This window comes from Syntrophales bacterium (assembly GCA_023228425.1).
Classification (GTDB): domain Bacteria; phylum Desulfobacterota; class Syntrophia; order Syntrophales; family UBA2210; genus MLS-D.
In genome coordinates this window covers 1-21473 of sequence record JALOBE010000026.1, presented here as the reverse complement: position 1 = coordinate 21473, position 21473 = coordinate 1, and the positions used below count along the sequence as shown (strand labels likewise).

General features: G+C 54.2%; 19 protein-coding genes, 7 tRNA genes and 1 pseudogene. 8 read left to right on the top strand and 19 right to left on the bottom strand.

All coding sequences use genetic code 11. The annotated features are described in order from the left end of the window. The 15 genes from rpoC to amrB form a co-directional block, all read right to left on the bottom strand. A partial coding sequence (rpoC, locus tag M0Q23_09415) for a DNA-directed RNA polymerase subunit beta' (protein MCK9528831.1) occupies nt 1-3384 on the bottom strand: 3384 nt, incomplete at its 3' end. 143 nt (nt 3385-3527) lie between these two features. Beyond that, nucleotides 3528-7616, bottom strand: a complete 4089-nt coding sequence (gene rpoB, locus M0Q23_09410) for a DNA-directed RNA polymerase subunit beta (GenBank protein MCK9528830.1) — start codon at nt 7614-7616, stop codon at nt 3528-3530. A gap of 57 nt (nt 7617-7673) precedes the next feature. After that, entirely contained in the window at nt 7674-8066 is a 393-nt protein-coding gene (rplL, locus tag M0Q23_09405) for a 50S ribosomal protein L7/L12 (protein MCK9528829.1), read from the bottom strand. A 24-nt stretch (nt 8067-8090) separates the two neighbouring features. Further along, nucleotides 8091-8615 (bottom strand): 50S ribosomal protein L10, encoded by a 525-nt coding sequence (gene rplJ, locus M0Q23_09400; GenBank protein MCK9528828.1) that lies wholly within the window; start codon nt 8613-8615, stop codon nt 8091-8093. Nucleotides 8616-8811: 196 nt separating this feature from the next. Next, nucleotides 8812-9522 carry a 50S ribosomal protein L1 gene (gene rplA / locus M0Q23_09395; GenBank protein ID MCK9528827.1) on the bottom strand — a complete coding sequence of 237 codons (711 nt, stop codon included), beginning with the start codon at nt 9520-9522 and terminating at the stop codon, nt 8812-8814. Between the two features lie 21 nt (nt 9523-9543). Then, nucleotides 9544-9969 (bottom strand): 50S ribosomal protein L11, encoded by a 426-nt coding sequence (gene rplK / locus M0Q23_09390; GenBank protein ID MCK9528826.1) that lies wholly within the window; start codon nt 9967-9969, stop codon nt 9544-9546. Nucleotides 9970-10282: 313 nt separating this feature from the next. Further along, nucleotides 10283-10813 carry a transcription termination/antitermination protein NusG gene (gene nusG, locus M0Q23_09385; protein ID MCK9528825.1) on the bottom strand — a complete coding sequence of 177 codons (531 nt, stop codon included), beginning with the start codon at nt 10811-10813 and terminating at the stop codon, nt 10283-10285. 6 nt (nt 10814-10819) lie between these two features. Next, a complete protein-coding gene (gene secE / locus M0Q23_09380) occupies nt 10820-11023 on the bottom strand; it encodes a preprotein translocase subunit SecE (protein MCK9528824.1) in 204 nt (67 codons plus the stop codon). Nucleotides 11024-11044: 21 nt separating this feature from the next. Further along, nucleotides 11045-11121: transfer RNA gene (locus tag M0Q23_09375), tRNA-Trp, on the bottom strand. A 15-nt stretch (nt 11122-11136) separates the two neighbouring features. Then, nucleotides 11137-11286 (bottom strand): 50S ribosomal protein L33, encoded by a 150-nt coding sequence (gene rpmG, locus M0Q23_09370; GenBank protein MCK9528823.1) that lies wholly within the window; start codon nt 11284-11286, stop codon nt 11137-11139. A 22-nt stretch (nt 11287-11308) separates the two neighbouring features. Then, a tRNA-Thr gene (locus M0Q23_09365) sits at nt 11309-11384 on the bottom strand. 55 nt (nt 11385-11439) lie between these two features. Next, nucleotides 11440-11515, bottom strand: a tRNA-Gly gene (locus M0Q23_09360). Nucleotides 11516-11543: 28 nt separating this feature from the next. Further along, nucleotides 11544-11628 (bottom strand) — tRNA-Tyr (locus M0Q23_09355). A gap of 20 nt (nt 11629-11648) precedes the next feature. Next, a tRNA-Thr gene (locus tag M0Q23_09350) sits at nt 11649-11724 on the bottom strand. Nucleotides 11725-11901: 177 nt separating this feature from the next. After that, nucleotides 11902-13314, bottom strand: coding sequence for an AmmeMemoRadiSam system protein B (amrB, locus tag M0Q23_09345; GenBank protein ID MCK9528822.1), 1413 nt, complete (start codon nt 13312-13314; stop codon nt 11902-11904). Nucleotides 13315-13576: 262 nt separating this feature from the next. On the opposite strand from amrB, the gene M0Q23_09340 reads away from it, so the two are divergent. From M0Q23_09340 to mgtE, 3 genes are all read left to right on the top strand, one after another. Continuing rightward, nucleotides 13577-14392: a hypothetical protein gene (locus M0Q23_09340; protein MCK9528821.1), complete on the top strand. Its 816-nt coding sequence runs from the start codon at nt 13577-13579 to the stop codon at nt 14390-14392. Nucleotides 14393-14419: 27 nt separating this feature from the next. Then, entirely contained in the window at nt 14420-15172 is a 753-nt protein-coding gene (locus M0Q23_09335) for a thioesterase (GenBank protein MCK9528820.1), read from the top strand. 297 nt (nt 15173-15469) lie between these two features. Further along, nucleotides 15470-16903, top strand: a complete 1434-nt coding sequence (gene mgtE / locus M0Q23_09330; protein ID MCK9528819.1) for a magnesium transporter — start codon at nt 15470-15472, stop codon at nt 16901-16903. A gap of 164 nt (nt 16904-17067) precedes the next feature. On the opposite strand, the gene M0Q23_09325 is transcribed toward mgtE, so the two are convergent. Then, nucleotides 17068-17143, bottom strand: a tRNA-Ala gene (locus M0Q23_09325). Nucleotides 17144-17247: 104 nt separating this feature from the next. Here M0Q23_09325 and M0Q23_09320 point away from each other — a divergent pair. Together M0Q23_09320 and M0Q23_09315 are read left to right on the top strand one after the other, a co-directional pair. Continuing rightward, nucleotides 17248-17334, top strand: a tRNA-Leu gene (locus tag M0Q23_09320). Between the two features lie 523 nt (nt 17335-17857). After that, entirely contained in the window at nt 17858-18385 is a 528-nt protein-coding gene (locus M0Q23_09315) for an NYN domain-containing protein (protein MCK9528818.1), read from the top strand. A gap of 191 nt (nt 18386-18576) precedes the next feature. Here M0Q23_09315 and M0Q23_09310 read toward each other — a convergent pair. Beyond that, nucleotides 18577-18752: pseudogene (locus M0Q23_09310) on the bottom strand (transposase). Between M0Q23_09310 and M0Q23_09305 the strand changes: the two are divergent. Further along, complete coding sequence (locus M0Q23_09305) at nt 18672-18896, top strand: hypothetical protein (protein MCK9528817.1); 225 nt, start codon at nt 18672-18674, stop codon at nt 18894-18896. The pseudogene M0Q23_09310 and the gene M0Q23_09305 sit on opposite strands and share 81 nt — an antisense overlap. Beyond that, nucleotides 18893-19153: a hypothetical protein gene (locus M0Q23_09300; protein ID MCK9528816.1), complete on the top strand. Its 261-nt coding sequence runs from the start codon at nt 18893-18895 to the stop codon at nt 19151-19153. The genes M0Q23_09305 and M0Q23_09300 overlap by 4 nt, the downstream gene beginning before the upstream one ends. Here M0Q23_09300 and M0Q23_09295 read toward each other — a convergent pair. Then, nucleotides 19150-19698, bottom strand: coding sequence for a C-GCAxxG-C-C family protein (locus M0Q23_09295; protein MCK9528815.1), 549 nt, complete (start codon nt 19696-19698; stop codon nt 19150-19152). The genes M0Q23_09300 and M0Q23_09295 overlap by 4 nt on opposite strands. A gap of 65 nt (nt 19699-19763) precedes the next feature. Further along, entirely contained in the window at nt 19764-20276 is a 513-nt protein-coding gene (locus tag M0Q23_09290; protein ID MCK9528814.1) for a C-GCAxxG-C-C family protein, read from the bottom strand. A gap of 549 nt (nt 20277-20825) precedes the next feature. Between M0Q23_09290 and M0Q23_09285 the strand changes: the two genes are divergently transcribed. After that, nucleotides 20826-21473: retention module-containing protein (locus tag M0Q23_09285; protein MCK9528813.1), on the top strand; the 648-nt coding region annotated here is incomplete at its 3' end.

Below are 21473 nucleotides of genomic sequence, written 5' to 3'. Positions count from 1 at the left end.
CTCGAAGAGCTCGGCGACCCGGGGCAGACCACCGGTAATATCTTTGGTCTTTGTCGTTTCCCGAGGAATCCGGGCAATGATATCACCGGCCTTGACCACATCACCGGAGGAAAGCACTATATTGGCTCCAACGGGCATAAGGTGCCGGGCTACCCCCTTTGCTCCCGGAAGCCGAACGGTTCTTCCCTCCTCATCCTTAATGGAAACGCGGGGCCTCAAGTTCGGGTCCTGGTGCTCCACGACCACTTTCCGGGACAATCCGGTCACCTCATCAACCTGTTCCTGGATGGTTTTCCCCTCCACGATGTCGCCGTACTTTATGATACCGTCCACTTCTGAAATAATGGGAATCGAGTATGGGTCCCACTCGGCGATAAGATCGCCCCTGCCGATATTCCGGCCTTCCCTTACCCGCAGCCTGGCTCCATAGGGCACGGGGTACTTGCCCCGGCTTCTTCCCTTGTCATCGAGCACATGAACCTCGCTGGTGCGGCTCATGACGATCGTTTCGCCATAACGGTTCGTGGCCGTCGCAAGATTGAAAAACTGAATCTTGCCGTCATGTCGCGCCTCGAGCGTTGAATGTTCCTCGAACTTTGCCGCGCCGCCGATATGGAAGGTCCTCATGGTAAGCTGGGTTCCTGGTTCGCCTATTGACTGCGCGGCAATAATCCCTACGGCTTCGCCGATATTGACCAGGCGACCGTGGGCGAGATCCCTGCCGTAACACCTGGCGCACACGCCGTAGGCGCTCTTGCAGGTCAGGGCCGAACGTATGAGAACCCGTTCAATGCCCACTCTGTCGATACTCTCCGCCCGCGCTTCATCGATTTCCTCGTTTGCCGCCACCAGCACTTCGCCCGTGAAGGGGTCGGTGATATCATCCAGCGCGACCCGGCCGAGAACACGCTCGCCGGCTGTTTCAATTATTTCCCCCCCCTCGACGAGAGCCGACACATAGATACCGTCAAGGGTTTTGCAGTCCTCTTCACTGACGATGGCGTCCTGGGCGACATCAACGAGCCTCCGTGTCAGATATCCCGAGTTTGCGGTTTTCAATGCCGTGTCGGCGAGACCTTTCCGTGCTCCGTGGGTTGAGATGAAGTACTGGAGAACCGAGAGGCCCTCCCTGAAATTAGCGGTAATGGGTGTCTCGATGATTTCACCTGAAGGCTTCGCCATGAGACCCCTCATTCCGGCGAGCTGCCTGATCTGGGCGGCACTGCCTCTGGCTCCCGAGTCGGCCATCATGAAAATGGGGTTGAAACTCTCCACCTTCACCGTTTCACCGTCGGGACCCGCCGTCTCGTCCGTGGCGATATCCCGCAACATCTCGTCGGCGACACGTTCCGTCGCGTGGGCCCAGATGTCGATAACCTTGTTGTACCGCTCACCATCGGTTATCAGTCCTTCCATGTACTGCTTCTGGATTTCGAGTACGTCGTCCGTCGCGCGGTTCACGATGTCCGTTTTACCGGCGGGTATGACCATGTTGTCAATGGCTATAGAAAGGCCGGACACGGTGGCGTATCGGAATCCTATATCCTTGAGGCGGTCCGCCAGGATAACGGTGTTTTTCGCTCCGCAGACCCGGTAGGCATAATCAACGAGGTTTGACAGTTCCTTCTTGTTCATGAGCTTGTTGACAACTTCAAAGGGCACTTCCGGCGGGACAATCTCATAGAGAAGGACCCTGCCCACGGTTGTCTCGACGATGCTCCCGTTCATCCGGACCTTTACCCGGGCATGAAGCGCCGCCTGCCCCGCGTCATAGGCGCACCGAACTTCCTCGGGATCGGCGAAAACCATGCCCTCGCCCTTGAGAAACCGGCCGGCCCTGGTGAGATAGTATACGCCGAGGACGATATCCTGGTTCGGCACAATAATGGGTTTCCCGCTCGCGGGAGACAGGATGTTGTTGGTGGACATTATCAGGCACCGGGCCTCCACCTGGGCCTCAACGGAAAGAGGTATGTGCACGGCCATCTGGTCTCCGTCGAAGTCGGCATTAAATGCCTGACAGACCAGGGGGTGTAACTGGATTGCCTTGCCCTCGATGAGAACGGGCTCGAAAGCCTGTATGCCGAGCCGGTGCAGCGTCGGAGCCCGGTTCAGGAGAACGGGATATTCACGGACCACCTCGTCCAGGGCATCCCATACCTCAGGCGCCTCCCGCTCAACCATTTTCTTGGCACTCTTCACCGTCGTCACAAATCCTTTTTCTTCCAGACGGTTGTAAATAAAGGGTTTGAACAGCTCCAGCGCCATCTTCTTGGGGAGGCCGCACTGGTGGAGCCGCAGATCAGGGCCGACAGTGATGACAGACCGGCCGGAGTAGTCCACCCGTTTCCCCAGGAGGTTTTGCCGGAACCGTCCCTGCTTTCCCTTGAGCATGTCCGACAATGATCGGAGGGGGCGCTTGTTGGAACCCGTAACGGCCCTTCCCCTTCTGCCGTTATCGAAGAGAACGTCCACGGCTTCCTGAAGCATGCGTTTTTCATTTCTGATTATGATCTCCGGGGCACTCAGCTCCAGAAGACGCCTGAGCCGATTGTTACGGTTCACCACGCGCCTGTAGAGATCATTCAAATCCGACGTGGCAAAGCGGCCGCCGTCAAGGGGAACCAGCGGGCGCAGATCCGGGGGAATAACAGGAAGAATCGTCAGGATCATCCATTCGGGACGGTTGTTCGACTGTCTCAGGCTTTCAACGACCTTCAGGCGCTTGGTCAGTTTCTTGCGTTTCGTGTCCGATGTCGCTGCCTTCAACTCGGCCCTGAGTTCATCGTCCAGTTCCTCGAGATCGATCTCTTCCAGAAGCTTTCGAATCGCTTCGGCACCCATGGCCGCTTCGAAGGCGTCAGGTCCGTACTCTTCGCGGTATTCAAAGTACTGTTCGTCCAGGAGCAGCTCTTTTTTCTTCAGGGGTGTGCTCTTCGGGTCTGTCACGATCCAGGACTCGAAGTACAGAACCCGCTCCAGATCTTTCAGCGTGAGATCGAGCATGTTGCCGATTCTGCTGGGAAGGCTTTTCAAAAACCATATGTGGGCAACGGGAGCGGCCAGAACGATGTGGCCCATACGGTCTCTCCGCACCTTCGACTGGATGACCTCAACACCGCATTTTTCGCAGACTATGCCGCGGTGCTTCATTCGCTTGTATCTGCCGCAGAGACACTCGTAATCCTTTACCGGACCGAATATCTTGGCACAGAAAAGGCCGTCCCGTTCAGGCTTGAAGGTTCTGTAATTGATAGTTTCCGGTTTCTTGACCTCACCGTGAGACCAGGAAAGAATCGTCTCGGGCGACGCCAGAGATATTTTTACAGCATTGAACTTGACCGGATCTTTCGGTTTTTCGAAAAAACCAAAAATATCTTCCACTGAATGACTCCCTTTTTTGAAACGTTATTACTGCTATCCGCAGATACGTACCGTGTCAGGCTGCCCGGCATCTTCGGACAGCCTGATCCAGCATTCCACGGAGCAGATTGTAGTGAGAAAAATCAGATATCACGCGGTATCCGTCACGAGTCGTTTTCGAGCAACTCTACATCGATCGACAATCCCTGCAGTTCCTTGATGAGAACATTGAAGGATTCGGGAAGTCCCGGCTCAAGCGTGTGGTCGCCCTTGACAATGGCCTCGTACATTCGGGTTCTTCCTGCCACGTCGTCGGATTTCACCGTCAAAAATTCCTGAAGTGAGTAGGCCGCGCCATAGGCCTCGATGGCCCAGACTTCCATTTCACCAAGTCTCTGACCGCCGAATTGAGCCTTGCCTCCCAGGGGCTGTTGCGTCACCAGCGAATAGGGGCCGATTGAACGGGCGTGAATCTTGTCATCCACCAAGTGATGCAATTTGAGCATGTATATGATACCCACGGTGACCTCCTGGTCAAACGGGCGGCCTGTTCTTCCATCGTAGAGCTGTGTCTGTCCGCTCACCGGCAGTGCGGCCAGGGAGAGCATCTTCTTGATCTCTTCCTCTCCGGCACCGTCGAAAACCGGCGAGGCCATGGGAATGCCTGCCTTGATACGCTCTCTGAACAGCCTGAATTCTTCCTCGGAGGCACCCTCCAGAGAGGCGGCCCGCTCGTCGTCACCGTAGATATCCTTGAGGATCGACAGCGTGGACTGACGGTCCCTGTAATGCTTCAGGAGGTCGTGCACTTTCGCTCCCAGCTCCTTCGAAGCCCAACCGAGATGGGTCTCCAGGACCTGCCCCACGTTCATGCGGGAGGGCACACCAAGAGGATTGAGCACGATATCCACGGGAGTTCCGTCGGCAAAGAAGGGCATGTCCTCCTCGGGCAAAATCCTCGACAGGACACCCTTGTTTCCATGGCGGCCAGCCATTTTGTCTCCCACGGAGAGCTTCCGCTTGATGGCCACGTAGACCTTCACCAGTTTGATCACGCCCGGCGGCAGTTCGTCGCCGGCCTTAACCGTTTCTTTCTTTTCCTCGAAAAAGGCTTCTATCCCCTCAATTTTATTTTCAAGATTGACGAAGATTTTCCTCGCCTTCTCTTCCACGGCGGCGTCTTCAATGGTTATATCCTTCCAGAGACTGAAGGGGATATTCTGCAGTTTTTCTTCCGTAATCTCTTCGTTCTTCTTCAGAAGAATCTTTTTCTTCGAAAAATCAGTGAGTTTCGAAAGGGACGCGTGGCCCGCCAGAAGACCGGCCACCTTGCGCTTGACGCTCTCGGTGATAATCGTTATCTCGTCATCGCGATCCTTGTTGATCCGGTTGATTTCCTCGTCTTCGATAAGCTGGGTTCTTCCATCCTTCTCAGTGCCCTTGCGGGAGAATATCTTGGCGTCCACCACGGTTCCTTCCACTCCGGGAGGCACGTGGAGCGACGTGTCACGCACATCCCCCGCCTTTTCTCCGAAAATGGCTCGAAGAAGCTTCTCTTCAGGGGACAGCTGTGTTTCTCCCTTGGGAGTGACTTTTCCAACCAGAATATCTCCAGCTTTCACGGAAACGCCGATCCTGGCGATGCCGCTTTCATCGAGGTTCCTCAGTACTTCATCACCCACGTTGGGAATGTCTCGGGTAATTTCTTCCTTGCCGAGCTTCGTGTCCCGGGCAACGGTTTCAAATTCTTCGATATGCACCGATGTGTAGATATCGTCCTTGACGATTCTCTCACTTACCAGGATTGAGTCTTCGTAATTATAGCCGCCCCATGACATGAAGGCCACCATGACGTTCCTGCCCAGGGCGAGTTCGCCCCATTGTGTCGCGGGACCGTCGGCGATGATGTCTCCTTTCGCCACATGATCCCCCATCTTCACGATGGGTTTGTGGTTGAAACAGGTATCCTGGTTCGACCGCTGATACTTGATCAGGTTATAAATATCGACGCCTGTGTCGAATTCGTCCTCCCCTTCCGTATCGGCCTTGACAACAATTCTGGAGGCGTCCACATCCTCGATGATCCCTGATCGCCTGGCCACGATAACTGCACCGGAGTCACGGGCGACCACCTGCTCCATGCCCGTTCCCACAAGTGGAGCCTGAGGCTGCAGGAGCGGGACGGACTGGCGTTGCATGTTGGAACCCATGAGGGCCCGGTTCGCGTCGTCATGCTCCAGAAAGGGTATCAGACCGGCGGCAACACTCACCAGCTGATTGGGAGACACGTCCATGAGCGTGATTTCACCTGGATCGACGGTTACGTAGTCTCCTCCTTTCTTTGCGGTTACCAGTTTTTCTACGAAGCGGCCGTCCTTGTCCAGAATACTGTCAGCCTGGGCAATGATCTCCGTCTCCTCTTCCATGGCCGTCAGGTACCTGATCTCGTCAACAAATACCCTGCCGTCCCTGACGACAAAGGATGGTGTCTCGATGAACCCGAACTCATTGACGCTCGCATAGGTACTGAGAGAAACGATGAGCCCGATGTTCGGCCCTTCCGGCGTTTCCACGGGACAGATGCGTCCGTAATGGGTGTTGTGGACATCGCGCACTTCGAAACCCGCCCTTTCCCGGGTAAGTCCACCGGGTCCCAGCGCCGAAAGGCGGCGCTTGTGGGTCACCTCCGAAAGAGGGTTCGTCTGATCCATGAACTGTGAAAGCTGGCTGCTTCCAAAGAATTCATTGACCACCGCCGTAACGGGCTTCGAGTTTGCCAGGTCGTTCGGCATCATGGTTTCGACATCGAGAAGGCTCATTTTCTCCTTGATGGCGCGTTCCATTCTCACCAGGCCGATGCGGTACTGGTTCTCGATCAGTTCACCGACCGACCTGATCCGCCGATTTCCAAGGTGATCGATGTCGTCTATGCTGTACTCAGGCCGGCCGTTCCTGAGATTTATCAGGTAGGTTACCGCCTCGAGGATGTCCTCCTTCCGCAGCACCGTTAGATCGGTCGGAACATTGAGCTTGAGTTTGTAGTTCATCTTCGCCCGGCCCACGTCGGACAGGTCGTAACTGTTAGACGAAAAGAAGAGGGTGTTGAAAAAGCGCCGCGCCGTATCGACAGTAGGGGGATTGCTCGGCCTCAGCCGCCGGTAGATATCGACGATGGCCTCTTCCTCGTCTTCTATCTTGTCCATCAGGAGCGTATTGCGGATGTAGGCGTCAGCCCCCTCGTCACCGAGCTGAACAAGCTTTATTGTCTTCACCTTTCCCTTGAAAATCCGGTCGATCTTCTCCTCATCCAGTTCTTCGTTGCACCGTACAATCTCCTCTCCCGTGCTTTCATCCTTCACGGTGGCCGCGACCACCCTGCCAACGAGATAGTCTTGCCCAATCTCGATACGGGTAATTCCGGCCTCTTCCACACGTTTGAGGATCGCCCTGGTGACTTTTCTCCCCTTCTTGATGAATGTCTCATCTGTTCCGGGATGCACAACATCCGCGGGAACACGTTCACCAACGATGAACTCATCAACCTTCAGGTAAAATACACCTTTGTCGATGAGCAGTGTTTCAATGCGATTGAAATGGGACAGGAGTTCCTCATCGGTGTATCCCATAGCCTTCAGAAGAATAGTTACAGGCATTTTCCGCCTTCTGTCGATCCTGGCGAAAACGAGATCCTTGGGGTCGAACTCGAGGTCCAGCCAGGATCCCCGGATGGGAATAACGCGGGCAGAGTAGATCAGCTTTCCGTGGGTCTTTCCCTTGTCATGATCGAAGAATATACCCGGAGAGCGATGAAGCTGACTGACAATGACGCGCTCCGTTCCATTTATGAGGAACGTGCCTTTTTCCGTCATCAGCGGGATCTCTCCGAAATATATTTCCTGCTCCTTGATGTCCCTGATGATACGCTTTTCGGCGCCCCGCCCCGTGTCAAAGACAACGAGGCGAACCACAATTTTCAGAGGAGCGTTATAGGTCATGCCCTTCTGGATGCACTCCTTCACATCGTAGCGGGCTTTTTCGATGCGATAGCTTACAAACTCAAGAGAACATTTTTCTCCAAAATCCACGATGGGGAAAACACTCCGAAACGCCCCCTGCAGACCAACGTTCACTCGTTCTTCGGGGGGAACGTCGGTCTGGAGAAATTTCTCGTAGGAGTTCTTTTGAATCTCGATGAGATTCGGAATATCAACAATTTTCTTTATACGGCCAAAACTTCTGCGTATTCGCATCATTCAGGGATCCTTACTGTATATAGTATCAACGGGAACCTCGTGACGCTCCCGGAGGGATCACTTAACCTCCACGGTTCCACCAACTTCTTCGACTTTCGCCTTTATATCGGCGGCTTCATCCTTTGAGACGGCTTCTTTGACAGCCTTCGGCACACTTTCAACGAGATCCTTGGCTTCCTTGAGCCCCAGCCCGGTAATAGCCCGAACCACCTTGATCACCTGGATCTTCTGATCCCCGAAGCTCGTCAGGATGGCATCGAACTCGGTTTGCTCTTCCTGCGCTTCCGTCGGGGCGGCCGCGGCACCGGCAGCATGAACCGCCGCTACGGGGGCCGCAGCTGAAACTCCCAGTCGTTCTTCAAGTTCCTTGACCATTTCAGAGAGTTCGAGAACAGTCATGTTCTCTATGAATGAAATGACATCGGCCTTCGTAATCTTCGTTTCTGACATTGTCTCTTCCTTCCTGTAGGTTTCTTAATTGGTTTGTTCTTTTTTGGCCCGGTAGCCGTCCAGCACCGTGACAAGCCCTCTTTGCACACCGCTGAGAGCCGTTACCAGCTGTGTCGGAACCGCAACAAACAGCGACAACAACTTCGCCTGCAGCACCTCTTTGCCGGGCAGGGACGCCAGCGTAACCAACTGCTCCGGCGACAGGGAAGATCCCTCGTAAACACCGCCCTTGATCTCCAGGGCAGCGTTCTTTTTTGCAAAATCTACGAGGATTTTGGTCGGTGCCACGACATCGCCGTAATTGAGGATGAGTACCCGTGGACCGCCCAGCAGGGAGTCAAGACCCGTGTAGTTCGTTTCCTTCAGGGCCCGGACGAGAAGATTGTTCTTCACAACCTGCACATCGCTGCCGGTCTTGCGAAGCCCATTTCTCAACTCACTGAGGTCCTTGACCTTGATGCCGCTGTAATCGGCAAGCATGGCAATTTTCGCGCGCCTGAGCTTCTCGTTGAGTTCCGCCACGACTTGTTCTTTTTTACCTCTGTCCAATCCATGGCCTCCTTTCAAACAATAAAATATTCACCCGACACCTATACGCTCGAAAGTCAGACCGCTTTACAGGAAGAAACATGCCTTACTCTCTATCTATATCTATGCAACACGTCTCGGCAGGCCTTCTGACACCTGTTTAAACAACCCTGTACCTGCTGTCTTTGACTTTACGTTCGTCTCTGCTTTATGTTTTTTACACGGACCGCAAGCTGTTTCGCACATCAAGGGTATCGACCTTGACGCCCGGACCCATGGTAGTAGCGAGAGATATGTTTCTGAGATAGGTACCCTTGCTCGTCGCGGGCTTCAGCTTTATAGTCGAATCAATAAGCGCGAGAAGGTTTTCCATGAGTTTTTCCGTTCCGAAGGATACTTTTCCAACGGAACTGTGAACGATACCGGCCTTATCAACGCGGAACTCCACCTGTCCCGCTTTCAGCTCCGTTACCGCCTGCTTAACATCAAAGGTCACCGTTCCCACCTTCGGGTTCGGCATCAATCCGCGGGGGCCAAGAATTTTTCCAAGCTTTCCTACCGCCCCCATCATGTCGGGAGTGGCCACCACCCGGTCAAACTCAAGCCAGCCGCCCTGAATTTTTTCAATCAGATCATCGGAACCGGCATAATCAGCCCCGGCCTCCACAGCCTCCCGTTCTTTATCGCCCTTGGCAAAAACAAGAACCCGGATGGATTTTCCAAGTCCGTTCGGCAGAACAACACTCCCGCGAACCATCTGATCGGCATGCTTGGGGTTGACGCCAAGGCGGATAGCGACATCCACGGTTTCGTCAAACGCGGCCCTTCCCGTGGAAACCACAATTTCAACGGCCTCCCTGACGGGATAGCTTCTGCCCGGCTCTACCTTTTTTCGTTGTTCCAGATATGATTTGCCCCTGTGTGCCATTGTAATACACCCTCGATTTTTTTAGTCACCGATCTCTATACCCATGGATCGAGCCGTCCCACCGATAATGTCCAGAGCGCCTTCCATGTCTACGGCATTCAGATCCTTGTACTTGAGTTCGGCAATTTCTTTGAGTTGCTTCCTGGAAATTTTTCCAACCGTTTCCCGCTTCGGATCTCCCGCCCCCTTCGCTATCTTGGCGGCCTGTTTGAGCAAAACCGATGCGGGAGGCGTTTTCGTTATAAAGGTGAAGGATTTGTCGGCATACACGGAAATGACCACGGGAATTACCGTTCCCTCCTGGTTCTGTGTCATTGCATTGTATGCCTTGCAAAATTCCATTATGTTCACCCCGTGCTGGCCCAGGGCGGGTCCGATCGGTGGCGAGGGAGTAGCTTTCCCGGCCTGAATCTGAAGCTTGATCTGCGCGATAATCTTTTTTGCCATCCTCGTTCCCTCAACAATCTCAATGATTTAAACCGTAACGGTCATTTGCTGACTCCGACGGCATCGCTCAAGTCCGGATGCCCCGCCGGGTTGCAACCCCCGTCACTACGACGCACCGTACGCGCGCGCCCTGCCTCAATGAACTTCCAGGTAACAGAGGCGCACATATATAAAATCACGTATTACACATACTCAACGATGCCCGCTTACGGCACGTTGGTTGTATGATGCAGGCCCGCCGGAGACGGGCCGGGGCGCTTTTTACGAAGCCGTCCTTCATCGTATCGAGGTTTTTCGATTTTTCCCGAGTTCATCAACTCTGGGCCACTTGAATAAAATCAAGCTCCACCGGCGTCGATCGCCCGAATATGCTGACGATAACCCGCAGCTTGCCCTTTTCTTCCTTCACCTCGTCCACGACCCCGTCAAAGTTTGAGAAGGGGCCGTCTATGATTCTCACATGGTCGCCGATTTCGAACCGGAATCTGGGTTTTGGTTTCAGCGTTCCCTCGCTGATTCTCGTCTTCAGGAGTTCCACATCGTCACTCGAAATGGGCGAAGGTTTTTCCTTGCTGCCGATGAATCCCGTCACTTTCGGCGTTTCCTTCACAAGGTGCCAGGTGTCCTCATTGAGCTGCATGTTGATAAGCATGTAGCTGGGGAAAAACTTGCGCTTCGATGTCTTCCTTTCGCCCCGGACAAGCTCCACCACGTCCTCTTCGGGAACGAGGATGTCGGCAAAATACTCCTGCATTCCCGAGGCGGCTATCCGTTCCTCAAGAGATTGCTTCACCCTGTTCTCGAATCCCGAGTAGGTGTGTATGACATACCATTTGAAAGCCATAGTGGATTATCCCAGTACGAGCCTCACCAGCCTCGTCAACACTGTGTCGATAAGGCCCAGGTAGAGGCTTATAAACAAAACAACGAAAATAACCACCGATGTCGAAGCGAGGGCCTGCTTCGGCGTCGGCCAGGTGACTTTTTTCAATTCCGATCGAGCTTCCCGTACAAACTGAACCGACACTCTCCAGGCATTTCCAATCTTTTCCATGCGTACGCCCTGAAATTGAAATGGCAGGCCAGGAGGGATTCGAACCCCCAACATCCGGATTTGGAGTCCGGCGCTCTATCCGTTAGAGCTACTGGCCTGCATAGTGCTCCTGTCTACTTTGTTTCCTTATGTACTGTGTGAACCTGGCAAAAGCGACAGTACTTCTTTAATTCGAGACGATTTTTCATGGTTCTCTTGTTCTTCGTCGTCGTATAATTTCTCTGCTTGCATTCACCGCAGGCCAGGGTAATGATATCTCTCATCGCACATGCTTCCTCACGAGAATGGAGCCCACGACCAGGATTGAACTGGTGACCTCATCCTTACCAAGGATGTGCTCTACCGACTGAGCTACGTGGGCCTGTTACCATCAAAAAAACACGGGGAACTGCGTGGGCCGTTCCTCGATGGTTTCCTGGAGCGGGAAACGGGATTCGAACCCGCGACCCTCAGCTTGGAAGGCTGACGCTCTAGCCACTGAGCTACTCCCGCCTCAAACACGTACCGCATTTTAAAAATATGGTGGAGGGGGGAGGATTCGAACCTCCGTAGGCTCCGCCGGCAGATTTACAGTCTGCTCCCTTTGGCCGCTCGGGAACCCCTCCACATCAAGGGTTGCTTTAAATGGAGCTGGCGATGGGATTCGAACCCGCGACCTGCTGATTACAAATCAGCTGCTCTACCTGTTGAGCTACGCCAGCCGATAACGCCCTGATATCCAAAAGAAAACGCCGCACCACAGGCACGACTCAATCACACAAACCGAGGCAAAGAGGGAATCTAATTTTTCTCACTCTATTTGTCAAGTATTTTATTGTGTCCGTTGCTGTGTTACGATTTTTTCCGATAAGGAACAGTCGGCGAGGTTCGCAATCCTGTCAGCGACCCTTTCCTATGACCCGGGCGCAGAAAAGGTATATCTCCGTGTCACTGTCCCTCCAGGAGTCCGGGGGGAGGCCCGCCTTGATACAGGTTTCTTCTAAAAAAGTGATGGTGTCCCAGCGATGATCACGGGCCACCTGCGGCAGCAACAGGCCCGAACGGGAACCCCTGGTAATATACAGGCCATGTCGGCCGGGCTCTATTTCATCGATAGTGCTGATCTTCCGCAGGGGCTCCAATACCGATATCTCGATATCCATGTTTTCGAATTCTTCCGGGGTCAGCGATGCAAACCGGGGATCGTCAAAGGCAGCCGCCCGGGCCGCATCCGCCACCGTTTTGCAGAGAGGCTTCACGGGATGGATGTAGCCGATACACCCTCGCAAGGTTCCCCGTTGCTTCAGGGTAACGAACGCGCCCCGTGGTTCACGAAGACGCTCCCCCATGGCCTGGTTTGCGGAAAACTTTCGACCCGCCAGGGCATGGCCGATACTTTCCCGGGCGATGTTGATCAGTTCATTCTCTTCGTCCTCGGACAGTTCCCTGTTCTTCAACTCCTGTTCCGCACTCTTCATCAGCGCCACGGCAGCGTAGCCTACGACGCCCGATCTGTCGCCCGTCACATCGCCGGAGTTTTCGTATTGCAGCACCTGTACGCTGTTACAGCCCCACGCCTCGGCAACAGTCATGGCTATCCGTATGGGACCGTAGCCACAGGCTTCCGATGCCCCTCGCTCAATCGCGTCGTGCAGACCGGGGGCATCCATTTTCTTTATGAAATCCAGCGTCGCCAGGTCCATTTTCACAGCCCCGTCGTACCGGTGAAAGTGAGAAAAGTCAGAGCTTGCGGCGACCAGTACCTTCCGATTTTCCCTCTTCACTGAAGCGATTATCGCCGACGCGACGGCATCGCATACTCTCGGATCCTGGGACCCCACGGTAACCGGCACGAAGGACAGACCCGGAAGAAGGATCTGGATGAAGGGAACCTGCAATTCTATCGAGTTTTCCGGATTCCTTTCATCAAAGCCCCGTGAGATCAGATCAACGTCACCACGATCAAGCAGAAGGCCCGCCAGTTCCCTGTCAACAGGCAGCACCCCCAGAGGAGACTCGTAACCGGCGCCGCCATACACGGTGGCGCCCCTGAAGGGCTGTCTGTGGCTTATGCCTATGAGGATTATCGCGTCAGGGGCCGCCCGGGCGGCAAACGTCCAGGCTGCAGCGGCAACCCTGCCCGAATAGGACAGGCCCGCATGGGGTGTTATTACGGCAAGCAGATCGTCCTTTTCCGACAGCGCAGGCATAGAGACACTGCCGGCATATTCCTCGATCCGTCGTTGCAGCTCGCGGGATGAGGCCGGATACCAGGACCCCGCCAGGAGCGCCTTGCGAATATGATCGTCCATATCAGTCCCTGAACATTGACCATGAGCCATACCAGTATTCTTTTTTATAAATAATCTCGTCATTTGTCAAGGTGTGACCCGTTCCCGGTAATCCACCACCACGCAGCATCGGAGCCGAAATCGCCGGACATCGTGGTGTGCCGCCTCTCGGCCGGAGCCGCTTCAATAACGACGTGCCGCAGAATCCCGCACCGGTATGAGGCATGAATTATTTGAACGTGACGATCCTACAGTGTATAGTGCTTTTGTGGAGAGTGAACCCGTGAAGAAAGCCCTGATCACCATTATTCTTGTAGTGGTTATAGTCGCCGGGGGTACCCTGGCCACCGTGTATGTCATGCTGGACAAAATCATCCACAAAGCCATCGAGGTTGTCGGTCCGGAGATAACCGGCGTGAGTGTCGAGGTCAATTCGGTTTCGATCGCTCCGTTTTCAGGAGCGATCGAACTCAAATCCCTGACCCTCGGCACCCCCCAGGGTTTCAATGCAAACCGATCCCTGTTCGTGCGGGACATCACGGTGAGGATCTCGATGGCATCCCTTTTGAAAAAGGTCATCGTTATCGAAGAGGTTATTGTCGACGGAGCTTCCATTACCTGGGAAGGCGTACTCGGAAACAATCATCGACAGATCATACGTAACATGCAAACCTACGTGGAAGGGTTCACACAGCCGGCAGCGGGGGGAAAACCGCCGGGTCCCGACAGAAAGAAGGAAACGGGGAGGAATGTCACCATCAAAAAGGTTGTTCTGCGGAACAGCTCTCTCGTTCTTGTCGCCGCGGGGAAACAACTCGCCACGGTCCCTATTCCCAACCGGCGGTTGACCGATATCAGCACCGGGAAAGGAGGAAAACGCCCCGAAGAGGCGGTCCGGGAAACCTATGACCTGGTGTACGACACGCTCTCCCGTTCGGCCGGGGAACATTCCCGGGTCTTCAGGGAAAAGCTCGGTGAACTGGAACAGCGGGGAAAGGACATTCTTGAAAGTGCCGGAGAAGCAACCGCCGGGATACGTGAAGAAGCGGCGGAGAAACTGCGGGACATAAAACAAGGCTTGAAAAATCTCTTCAAGTAACGATGATGAACCGGACGCGCTCAATCCATGCCAGAAACCATATTCACAGTAAATCGCAGCATCGGCTATTCGGAAACAGGCCCTGACGGCAGGCTGAAAGTCGGCTCTGCCTTTGACTTCCTCCAGGATGCGGCCGCTGACCACGCCGTCCGGCTCGGCGTATCGGCAGCGGACCTCATGGTGCTGAATCTCGGCTGGGTCCTGCGCCAGTACCATCTGACCGTAAAGCGCCATCCTGCCCACGGCGAATCGATCCGGATAAGTACGTGGCGGCATTCCCACCGACGGCTCTATGAGCTGCGGGAATATGAGATGGAAGACGACTCGGGGAACCGGATCATGCATGCCAGGAGTTCTTGGGTTCTCATCAACCTGCAATCGAGAAAACCCCTCCGGCTCGACAGAAATCTGCATCACAGAGAAAACGGCCGGGCAATATCCTGGGCCGTTCCATCCCCCCCGCATCCGAAACGGGTCGACCGGGAAATCACCTTCCCCGTCAGGAGGCACGATCTTGACGTGAACCGCCACGCCAACAACGCCGTTTTTATTCAATGGGCGCTGGATACCGCCCCACCGGAAACGGCAGACACCTTCTTCCTCAAAGAAATCAATGCCCTGTTTATCGCGGAGGCCCTGGAAGGTGATGCCCTCACCTCCCAGGCACAGATGACGGAAGGCGGCGACTCCCTTTCGTTCCTGCACAGGATTGTCGACATAAAAACCGGCAGGGAGCTCTCACGGATGCAAAGCTTCTGGCAACACCGATCCGGTTTTTGATGCCGCGAACGGGAACCGAACATTTTTTCCGGTCCGTGGTCTTGACACGAGTATATTTATGCTATATTAGGCTCATCACACGGTAAGGACCGTGAGTTTTCCGAACAACATCGAACAGAGGATTACAGCAGAACCGTGGACATTCCGAGTAGTAGATGCCCGGAAATAAAGCGCGACGAAACCGCTGCGCTACCCCTGCCCCTGTGGCTGGTCAGCCCCGTGGACCAGGGCGTGACCTGACGCCCGCCGATCCACCCGTGACCGTCCATAGTGGGCGGTCACTACACGAGGTGGATCATGCCGGACACCATCCTTAATGAATTAAAAGAACTTCTGGAAGCGGCCCTCGCCGGGGACGACGCCAGCCACGACGCCCTGACGGAACAGCTCGAAGCGTACCTGGAAGCAGGCGACAGGGAATCGTTGCGTGATTTCTTCGCCTCCGTCCATCCCGCCGACGCGGCCCATATCTTTGAATCCTATTCTCCTGAACGTGCCTGCGCCTTTCTGAGAATTCTGGACATCACGTCACAGGTCGAGATATTCAACTATATTCCGGCCCGGTTCGAAGCCCGCATGGCCACGACAATGAGCCGCCACGAACTGGCCGCCATTATAGGCGCCATGTCCCATGACGAGCGCGCAGACCTGTTCAACCGGCTCACGCCGGAGCAACGGGACGACATTCTCCCGGCCCTCGCGCAGGTAGAGCGCGAGGATATCCACAAGCTCGCGTCCTACCCGGAAGGGACGGCCGGCGCCGTCATGACCTCCGATTACTGCACCCTGGAGCCCGATCTTACCGCCGCGGGGGCATTGGACAAACTCCGCAGGGAGGCGCCCGACAAGGAAACAATCTACCACTCCTATGTCATTGATACTGACAGGAAGCTTCTGGGGGTGGTGTCGTTGCGGGATCTGGTGATGGCATCACCGGGCGCCCCGGTGAAGGACATCATGATCAGCGAGCCGATTTTCGGCCGGGCCACGGACAACGATGAGGATACGGCGGACATCATGGCCAAGTATGACCTCATTGCAATGCCCATCTTAAACGGTGATGACAGGCTCGTGGGAATCGTCACCTTCGATGACGTGCAGGACATCATCGAAGAAGAAGCTACCGAGGACTTTCACCGCATGGGCTCCATTTCGGGGATCGGTGAAAAGCTCACGGAAACCAGCTTCATGGAAGCCGGATCGTGGCTTCTTATCCAGAAGCGTTTTCCCTGGCTGCTGGCGCTGGTTTTCGTCAACCTCCTTTCAGGAGCGGGAATCGCCTATTTCGAAGACACCATCCGGGCGGTCGTGGCACTGGTTTTCTTCATGCCGCTCCTCATCGCAAGCGGAGGTAACGCCGGTGCTCAGTCAGCCACGCTGATGGTGCGCGCCCTGGCTACGGGGGACGTTAAAACAAAGGATTGGGTCACCCTCCTGGGCAGAGAGGTGGGCATCGCCCTCCTCCTGGGCCTCGGCATGGCCCTGGCGGTGTCCTTCGTGGGCGTCTTCAGGTCCGGGCCCGAGGTGGCCCTGGTGGTGGCCCTTACCATGATGGCGGTGGTACTCTTCGGAAGCCTGGTGGGCTGCCTGTTGCCCTGTCTGCTGACCAGGTTCAACATAGACCCGGCCACGGCAAGCGTGCCCCTGATAACGTCCATTGCCGACGTAGGAGGCATTATCATCTATTTCAACATCGCCACCCGGCTTCTGAAAATGCACGGAATCCTGTGAACGGAAAGCACCGGGGGAGAGCGTGACGGATACACCCGTGCCGTCGGGCTCATCGTTCCCCTTGCCGGGCGAGTAGCGGACTTGCACCGCCAAGTGGGGGCGCCCTGCCGGGCGCACACATGAAAAAAGGGGACAGGCAACCTGCCTGTCCCCTTCACGCATACTGGTGGAGCTGGACGGGATCGAACCGACGACCTCTTGAATGCCATTCAAGCGCTCTCCCAACTGAGCTACAGCCCCGGAATGTCGTAACGAACAGACGGGTTAGCTAGCACAGCATCCCGCCCCCTGTCAATATAAAATTCTTGACAAAACCAACGCCGTCGATATACTCGGGACTTCTTGCCGGAGTGGTGGAACTGGTAGACGCAGGGGACTCAAAATCCCCCGGGAGCAATCCCATCTCGGTTCGATTCCGAGCTCCGGCACCAAAAAAAATACAAGGGCTTACAGGTTCAGCGATGAACAGGCAAGCCCTTCTTTTTTTCTATTTGCACCTTGCTTATGCCTGGACTAGCCCCCATTTTGACCGGACACCCTGAGCCTGGCAATACGTTGTAAGGAAATGCGAAATGCTCGGAGACTCCGGTTCCGACCATCCAAAAAAGAGGAGGAAGACTCCGCCGGAAGGAAGCAGCCACTCCGCCCCTCTCCGGGGTGGCAAACAAAAAAAGCAGGCAATGTGATCTACCTGCTTACCCCCGGAAATGTGTGGACTTCACCGGCAGGATTGCTTCTAGGGATGCACTGACGCACGCTAGACAGGGGATGTGCCCGGGATGGCTATTGATGATACAAAAAATCTCTTGACAGATGCATTTCTACGATAGTAACGTCACAACCCACAACCACTGATGCGAGCATCCGCCCTTACGTTCATCAAGGACGTGAGAGGTTTTATACTCACCCTCGTTCTAGCCGGACGAGGGTTTTTTTATAAAACAGGAGGTTCCTGTGAAAATCGCTATTTTCATTGATGGGGGATACCTTGATAAAATCTTAAAAAACAACTCTATCCGAATCGATTACTGCAAACTGTCCGAGGAACTTTCCATGGGCAAAACAATCCTTCGAACATATTATTATAATTGCCTTCCGTACCAGGGCAGTCCGCCAACCGATGAAGAAAAGAGTAGATTTTCAGGTGCACAACGATTTCATCGCGCCCTGGAACGATTGCCGAGGTACCAAGTAAGAACGGGAAAACTTGCAAAAAGGGGCGATCAATACGAACAAAAAGGGATTGATACCTTAATAAGCATTGACCTTGTAAACTTGTCCGCATCAGGGAAAATATCTGATGCGGTCCTTGTTGCGGGAGATAGCGATTTTAACCCGGCCGTCAGGATAGCAAAAGAACATGGCGTCAATGTTTTTTTATGCCATTCAGTAAACAGGAACGAATATCACGATTCGCTTTGGGAAATATGCGATGAAAGGATTCCTATAGGCAGGGATTTTCTTGAAAAGATAAAAAAGTGACGACCCGGCCGTTACGGGAAGCACGGAGCACAAGACAAAATACATTATATTTAGTCGATCCTGAAAAACTCGTTTTTTCAGATCGCTGTCCTACCCGCAGGCTCTTTGGCAACCAAAGCATCTTTCTCCTGAACGGTGGTATCCACATTGATGCGGGCAAGCCGGGATGGCTTTACCGTCTTCAGTTTCAACCCCGCTTCGATGGTCTCTTTCAGCAACTCCCAGCGCCCGCCTCTCCAATACGACCCCGCCACCTGGTCATGCTCGAGGGATCTATGGGAAAGGCGTGCTGAAAAAACTTCATGCCGCTCAGGTACTGCCGGCAGGGGTTCTCAACCCACCCGTCAAGAACGCCTTCATCGCTGAGGGTGTGCATGTACGTGAGGTAATGCAGGGAATTGAGAACCACTGCAGCCGCTATGCCGGGTTTTATGTTCTTCCGACCAACGATATCAAGGATCCCCTTCAGGCACTCAAGGTATACCGCACCAAGGACGCCGTCCGGACATGAAGCATCTTCGCACCCACAGTTCCCCGGCCATGGACGGCAGGCTCTTTGTCCAGTTCATCGCGCTCATCATCATCAGCGCCCTGCGCAGGAAAATGCGGGAGACGAAACTCGCGGAAAAGCACACCCTGCGTGAACTGCTTTTGGAGATGGAGACGCTCTCCCGAATACGCTTTTCCGACACGTACGGCCAGATGCTCACGGAAATTACCAAGCCCCAGCGGCTGATCATGGAAAGCTTCGAGGTCAGCACGCATTAAACGTCAACGCCTTTACCCGACATTAGATGTGTGACATGACACGAGTCCTTCTTCTGTTTTTCAAGAATTTCAATCGCCCATTGAGTCGCGTTTCCGACAACAGACGGACATTTTTCACTATGGCCTCCGGCTTTTTCAAATTCCTCAAACTGGGCCGGGTCCAAAAGAAAAAAAGGCCGGCCCATAAGTTTCGTCTGGATTTCTCCACAGATGATCGTTCCGTATTCTTCTAAAAATTTCTGCACCATCGTGTCCGCCAGTCCGTATGCGACATATCTTTTTTTTTCAAGGTCAATAATATTTTCAAGATCCCGGCCATAGAGCTGACTGAGGACCATGACAGCTCCCGCCAGCGCTCCACACTGGCCTTTCGTACTCAAGCCGGTTCCTCCCGCGAGACCGCTGGCGGACCTGAACACATCCGGATTCCGTATTTCAGGATACACTTCATACAATGCTCCGATAACGCACTGGGCGCACCCATGATAGTTTTTCTCAAATTCGAATCCAATTTCATAACCACGTTTCGCTGTATCGTTTTTCATTGCGGTCTCCTTGTTGTATGTTTGCCTTTTCGGCGGTGCGGATACGACTCTGATACGGTTCTCTCTCAGCTGGTTTCCTGCCTTTTCCGTTTTTCAAGAATTTCAATTGTCCATTGAGTCGCGTTGCCGACAACAGACGGACATTTTTCACTGGCGCCGCCGGCTTTTTCAAATTCCTCAACCTGGGCCGGGTCCAAAAGAAAAAAAGGCCGTCCCATAAGTTTCGTCTGGATTTCTCCACAGATGACCGTTCCGTATTCTTCTAAAAATTTCTGCACCATCATGTCCGCAAGTCCGTATGAAACAAATCTCTTTTTCTCGAGGTCGTCCATATTTTCAAGATCCCGGCCATAGAGCTGACTGAGAACCATGACAGCTCCCGCCAGCGCTCCACACTGGCCTTTCGTACTCAAGCCGGTTCCTCCCGCGAGACCGCTGGCGGATCTGAACACATCCGGATTCCGTATTTCAGGATACACTTCATACAATGCTCCGATAACACATTGAGCACAGACTTGATAGTTTTTCACAAACTCAAATCCAATTTCATAGCCACGTTTCGCTGTATCGTTTTTCATCGTGATCTCCTTGGTGCATGTTTATCTTGCCGGCACAGGGATACAAAATAGTGTCACATACTGCGGATCGAGTTCCGTACCCTTCGGTTTGCGATCATGCCGCGTCCCGCAATTCTCCGTGATGAGCACCGGACGATCCGGTAAAAAGTCGGAAAACGTCCAATTCAGGACGGCGTTGTAAAAGGCCCCGCCCTTCGGTGCGCAACGTCCGGTTTCGGGACGGCTGCAGATTGATATCACCAATATCTTTCAGCGTAAACTGCTAAAAACAGAATCCATCGCGATGGCTCGCCGTCGCCATGAGCTCAAATGTATCTGTCGTGTCCCGGGAAATGACTCAATTCCGCGCCCTTAAGCATCGCATGGTATTGCCCTTCGGTATCCCGCATGTCCCTTCGTGCCATGTAAAAAAGATACTACACCACTTTTTCCACGATTTAGTACCAAGGTACAATATACATGTGAAAAATAAGCGGTAGACTGCAATCAAACGACACGTTCAAAGAACGACGTACCTACTGGACATAAAGAGAAAAAGGAGACGACATCATGGCAACGGCAATCGGCAAGGCAGTAATTCTTTTCGGAACGGTGAAGGCGGTAGCACCCGATGGAACGGAGCGGGTACTCGAGCCCAACAGCGTTGTATACGCCAACGAACGGATCATAACAGAAAGTGACGGCAGTGTGTCAATCATGCTTGACGGTCCTCCGCCGTCGCAGATCGATCTCGGCAGAATGAGCGATGTGCTTCTGGACGAGGACGTGTACGCGGCGGGTCCCGCGACCGCCGATGCAATGGACATGATGGCCGAAGCCGAACGCATCCTGGAAGCCCTGGAAGGCGACGAGGACATCGAGATTGACGCGACCGCGGCCGGTGCGGGCGGCGGCGCGGGCGGCGGCCTCACCCTCGTCAAATTCGATGCCGACGGCAACGAGATACTCCCCGACAGCGGCGCCGAGACCCAGGGAGTAAGTTTCGGTACGACCGATACGATCGAGGGGATTGTGGGTGAGGAACCACCTGAGACTCCTCCAGATCTACCAGACCTCATTGAAGCGACCGCGACGCTGACCTCCGAAGGTTGGGGCGATGAAGACGCCGGTACGGTGACCTACACCGTGACGGTGGACCATGCCCCCCAGGCGGACCAGGACTTCACCTTTACACTCTCCAACGGACAGGTTGTGACG